1 protein-coding gene is annotated in these 6,010 nt (G+C 43.6%); it reads right to left on the bottom strand.

From position 1 onward, the window contains the following. Window positions 1-6,010 (bottom strand): RHS repeat domain-containing protein (locus tag L1286_RS23800; protein WP_235409511.1); only part of this gene is annotated, 6,010 nt, incomplete at both ends.

A 6,010-nucleotide genomic window follows, 5' to 3' on the forward strand; every position in this document is an offset into this window, starting at 1 on the left:
GGTGGTTAGGTTTAACCCGTTAGGATCTGTCACCGTTGACGTGACGCGACCAATGCCATCGTAGTGGGTTTCAACCGTATTGCCATTGGCATCGGTGACAGAATGCAATAAATCATTCTTGGTGTAGGTGCGCACAGAGTGTACTTCACCATCTATCTTCGTGAGCGTCAAATTGCCTTGACTGTCGTACTCATACTCCGTCAAAGAGACTTGATTGCCACTCGCATCTAGCTGCTGAACTGACGCAACTTTATTCTGGGCATTGCGGATCGTGATAACTTGCGTACCATCTGTTTGAGTCACCGTAATTCGGTTATTGCGGTCATCGTAGGCATATTCTGTGACGTTCCCTAGCGTATCTTTAACCGCTAATTTTCGACCCAATAAATCGTACTCATTGGAGATACTGCGCATGACGCCATCTACATTGTGCGTCGTAGTGACCACTTTACCGACATGATTCGATGCTGAGTCCACACTATACTGTATGTCAGTCTGGTGTTGGTTGGCATCAATCATTCTCTGAACTCGACCAAATGCGTCATACACTGTTGAAGAGGTGAGTACCTGACCTTCATAAGATGTGGCTTGAGAGACAACATCACTGTTCGGATCCAACATTGAAATTGAACCAATTTTTCCAGAGCCTCGCACATCAAAGGACAGAACCTCCAATAACTTATTACCTGATTCCAATGCATTGATGTCAGCTTGCAAGTCTCTTTGTACCGTATGCCACTGTCCGTCTTTTGCGTGAGTTGAAAGCGGATAATGTAAATATGATTTTGAGGAACTGGCAAACGGTTGGAAATCAGCTGGCTTGTATGTTAAATAACGTTCGCCAAGGCTGGTGTTTACACGAATATAAACGTCGAAATCTGAGGAAAATTGCATGTCCCACTGCAAAGTGGTTTGTGTATCATGGCGTTGACTAAATACGTCATCTATCACCCTATAGCCGTTAGATTTTCCGTTACCTTGCAATTGTACCGCAGGCTTACCATAGGCGCTGTCACTTACGTCAGTGATAGTTGCACCTGCTGATGTATTGTCATACACATGCCATTTCAAACTGTTTTGCGTAAGTGTATTTACTCCAGCGCGCGCACTCGATATTGTTGTGGCGGTATTTAACCCCCGCTTGTCATATTGATAATGCGAATGGGTTTGGCTCGATAGCACCACATCCCCAATGCGGCCAGAGCCGCGCAGCAAGAACGATTTAACTTTCGTAATCGTGTTATCTGGCTCAAGTGACTGAAGATCAGCCAATAAATCTCTCTGAATCGTTCTCCACTGCCCAGCATGTGCGGCATTTGGTAAAGGCATCTCAATATATTCCTTGTGAACAACAGGCGCCGTTGTATCACTGTGGTATGTAATGTAACGATGTCCCTTTGGTGTATCAACACTCACATAAAAGGTATAGTCCTCACTGAACTTCATATCCCAGCGCAACGTCGTCATATCGGGCGTGGCGCCAAACGATGTTGATTCGTGTATACGGAATCCATTTTCCTTACCAAATCCCTTAAATTCTGCCACCTCTTTACCATAATCGGCGTCAAACACAGTCGAAATTTTGGCATTTTCAGGCGTTTCGTCATAGGTATGCCATTGAGTTAAGTCATCGGAGATCAGAATGCGTGTTTCGTCCACAGACTTTAACACCCGCTCTCCAAAGGCGTTGTATGCTGACTCAGTAAGATACCCTTCTTCGTCTACCGAGGTTACAACTTGCCCTTTTTGATCATAGGTATGTGATGTGATAATGGCATCTTGTGCGCCGCTCACCCCTGACAAATATGACTCTGCTGCGGCACTCATCATGCCACCTACGAGGTTAAATGCCTTATTAGCTAAATCAGCTTCTGACAGGGGTGTTTTAAATGACAATGTGGCAACTTGCTGGCCAAATTGATTATATCGATATTCTGTAACATGGCGCTCGGCGTCTATTTCAAATCTAAGCTGCCCGTTTGCATCATAAAAGTAACGTGTTTCATTGCCAGCTTCGTCTCGAATTCGAGATACGTTACCAGCTAAGTCATACGATTTACTCTCTTGTTGCAGCAACGCTACACGACCAACTTTACCGCTACCACGAATTAAAAAGGTCTTCACATCAATGATGTCATTGTCCGGCTCAACTTTGCGTAGGTCTGCGCGTAAATCTCGCTCAATGGTTGTCCAGTTTCCTGATGCAGCACTTTCCGGCAGTGGGTGGTGTAGATATACTCCATCTTTAAATGGCGTAAAATTGCCATTTGAATATTGCAGATATCTAAACCCATATTTGGTGCCAATACCGATATAAATAACGGAACTCTCACTAAACTGCATATCCCACTGAATGTCCGTTAGCTGAAGGTTCCAATAGGTTTGTCCACTGCCTCGTAACCGGAAACCATTGTCTGTGCCATGTCCTGAAGTTTGCACAACATCTGCGCCGTATTCTGCATCAAACACAGTGTCCATTGACGCACCCGCAGGAGATGTATCGTAAATATCCCAAAGGCTTAAATTAACCGGAGAATTTAATTGAATTTCAGGTGTTTTTAGTGCATCAATGGTGCCCGTTTGGCGCCCTAATAAGTCATACTTATAGTGCTCATCCTTAATCTTCCTGCCGCTAGATGCTAAATAGTTATCAATGAATACCTCTGTGCCTTTTGCACCCACACGTGGATTATTGTAAAAACGCACACTGGCATCACCCGTAAAGTCATCTGTAGACTCCGATATGGACACTGCGAGCTCAGGCTGGCCTTTTGGCGTTACCGTCAAAACAGTTTCGTTTCCAAACGTTTCAAAACGAACCACATACGTTGTATTGGTCTTAAGCGCCATTAAATTTTTGTTGCCCTGGCTTACCCCATTGCGCACAACATTCGATTGCACATATCCGCCATTAAAATACACGGCATGGCGGTCCAAGGTTTTCTCTCCCCACCCACCGAGGTTATCTAATCCACCATAGAAATAGGTATCACTTAAAGAGCTGCCTGTTGTCACTTCAAACTGAATTGTTGATTCTTCATTGAGTGCATAGCTGTCTTTGGATGTGATCTGAGGAAACAGTGATGCTGAATGGGCTAAACGTTTAAAACGTAATTTCCCATCAATGAAGGATATAGAATTTAAACCATCGCTATGCTTGGTAAATTGTGACATGAGCCCCTGATCAAATGTCTCTTCATGTACATAAACATGATTATTGGCTCGACCGGCTAATAGGTCATAGTCAGCGTAACCGTTTTCAATTTTTCTCCCATGTTCAGCTTGAAAGTTATCGATAAATATCTCAGTGCCTTTTGCACCTACACGCGGATTATTGTAAAAACGCACACTTGCATCGCCAGTAAACCCATCTGTGGACTCGGTTATAGACGAAGCGAGCTCAGGCTGGCCTTTTGGCGTCACCGTCAAAACAATTTTGTCTCCAAACGTCTCAAAGCGAACCACATACGTTGTATTGGTCTTAAGCGCCATTAGGTTTTTGTTGCCTTGGCTTACCCCATTACGTACAACATTGGATTGCACATACCCACCATTAAAATACACAGCATGGCGGTCCAAGGTTTTATCTCCCCAACCACCAAGGTTATCTAATCCACCATAGAAATAGGTATCACTCAACGAGCTACCTGTTGTCACTTCAAACTGAATCGCTGTTTCTTTATTAATGGCATAACTATCTTTGGATGTGATCTGAGGAAACAATGATTCAGAGTGGGCTAAACGTTTAAAACGCAGCTTACCATCAATGAACGATATAGAATTTAAACCATCACTATGCTTGGTAAACTGTGACATTTCTCCATTATCAAATGTCTCTTCACTTACAATATTAAGAGTGTAACGGTCAGTGAGCTCATTTTCCCCAATACCATTTTTAATATATGCAGCACTGATAGAGTCCCCTTCATTCAGTAGAGATACGTCTGCATAGTATTTGGTCGATGAGGATACCACCTGCTCAGAAACATAATATGTGGTAAATGCAGACTCAGTTGCTTGGCGGCCTTGATAGTGTGCTTTGCCATTGACAAGCAAAATCCTGAATTGAGTTCCGGTTTGATTGGCAATGTTCAGCTCTGCTTTTCTAACCCCATATTCATACACGCGTACTGTGCTTCGCGACACATGAAAGGCGAACTCCATATCAGAATAATACAGGTCTTTTTGGCCATCATCATTCAATCCAATCAGTGCATCTGAAGCCACTGGAACTTCATATACAACCTCACCTTGTCCACCTAAGATAAACTCTTTACTCGAGGTGCCAGCATTATAACCAAACCCGCCAGCCGTTTTTGTTAGTGCATCGCCTGTTGTTACAGCATTCGTAGGGGGGTGCCAAGTAACCTTGTCATTTACAGGGTCGAATTGTGCCGTACTCAGGGCTTCAGCCGCATAATCGGTTGAATCCACAACCTGCTTTGAAGAAGTATAATCACTTTGCCCGATGCCATTTTTGATATATGCCGCATTTATCGAGTCCCCTTCATTCAGTAGGGTTATGTCTGCATAGTATTTGGTAGAGGAGGATACCGCCTGCTCAGAAATATAGTACGTCTTAAATTCAGTCTCAGTTGCTTGGCGGCCTTGATAGTGTGCTTTGCCATTGACAAGTAATATTCTGAATTGAGTTCCGGTTTGATTGGCAATGTTAAGCTCTGCTTTTCTTACGCCATATTCATAGACGCGAACTGTGCTACGAGACACATGAAAGGCGAACTCCATATCAGAATAATACAGGTCTTTTTGGCCATCATCATTCAAACCAATCAGTGCATCTGAAGCCACTGGCACTTCATATACAACCTCACCTTGCCCACCTAAAATAAATTCTTTACTCGAGGTGCCAGCATTGTAACCAAACCCGCCAGCCGTTTTTGTTAGCGTATCGCCTGTTATTGCGGCATTTTTAGGGGGATGCCAAGTTACCTTGTCAACCTGAGGGTCAATGTGTACAGAGCGAAGGGCTTTAGCGTATATAGTGCTGTATTGTGCTGGTTTATCCAGTGTTTGAGTCTGGATCAGTCGCCCCATTTTATCATAGGTAAAGATGTTTTGAGTCCCATCGGGTTGAGTTGTACTCTCAACTTGGCCAGCCCCGTTATAAGACCAATACGTTGAACGTACCTCACCGGTCAATATTGCCAAAGGGTTACCTATTACATGATTACGAACCTGCCTTAAGTGCGCAGACTCTGCTATTTTCTGGCCGTTTTCATTATATTGATACGTAGTCAGTGCGCCATCCGCATCTAAACGGCCAATAACCAGCCCTTGTCCATTGTAAAACTGATGGCTTTCGGCGTCTACTTGATACTCAAGGTTGCCAGCCTTATCGTAGTGGTAAGTTTGTTTTCTGTCTGCATCCGACGTATTGAGTTGTTCTAATATAGTAGTGTTCAAACTGTCATTGGTTATGGCACCAATTTTACCCGTCCCTCTTAACTGAAAAGCATGGAAGTCGAGTAGTTCATTATCAGGCTCTAACCTTTTTAAGTCAGACGCTAAATCACGCGAAATATGTACCCAATCACCCGTTCTTGAGCTTTCACCGAGTGGAAAGTTTAAATAGCTACTACTTTTATGAGGCTCTGAACTATCAGACACGTATAAATTAGTAGGGGTATAGAACAAATATCGATGACCATGCTTCGTAGATACACTGACATATACGTGATAATCCTCTGATGGCGCAAACTTCATATCCCAAGATAAACGCGTACCCTTTGCGCTAAAGTTGTTTAACTGTATACCGTCTGATACGCCAGATGAATTAAATACCATCACATCAGAGCCATAAGTACTATCATGTTCTACTTTAAAACTTGCAGTGCCCGAGCCGTTAGCATAAATATGCCAATCATTCCCATCAGTATGGGGATTGAGGCTTGCCACCACCGATTGGTTTACCGCTTCGGATAACTGTGTTTTTGCACTGAGCTGACCTTTGGCGTTGTACTCAAAACGCGTTACATAGCCTTGTGCATCT

Source organism: Pseudoalteromonas sp. SMS1 (assembly GCF_021530565.1).
Classification (GTDB): domain Bacteria; phylum Pseudomonadota; class Gammaproteobacteria; order Enterobacterales; family Alteromonadaceae; genus Pseudoalteromonas.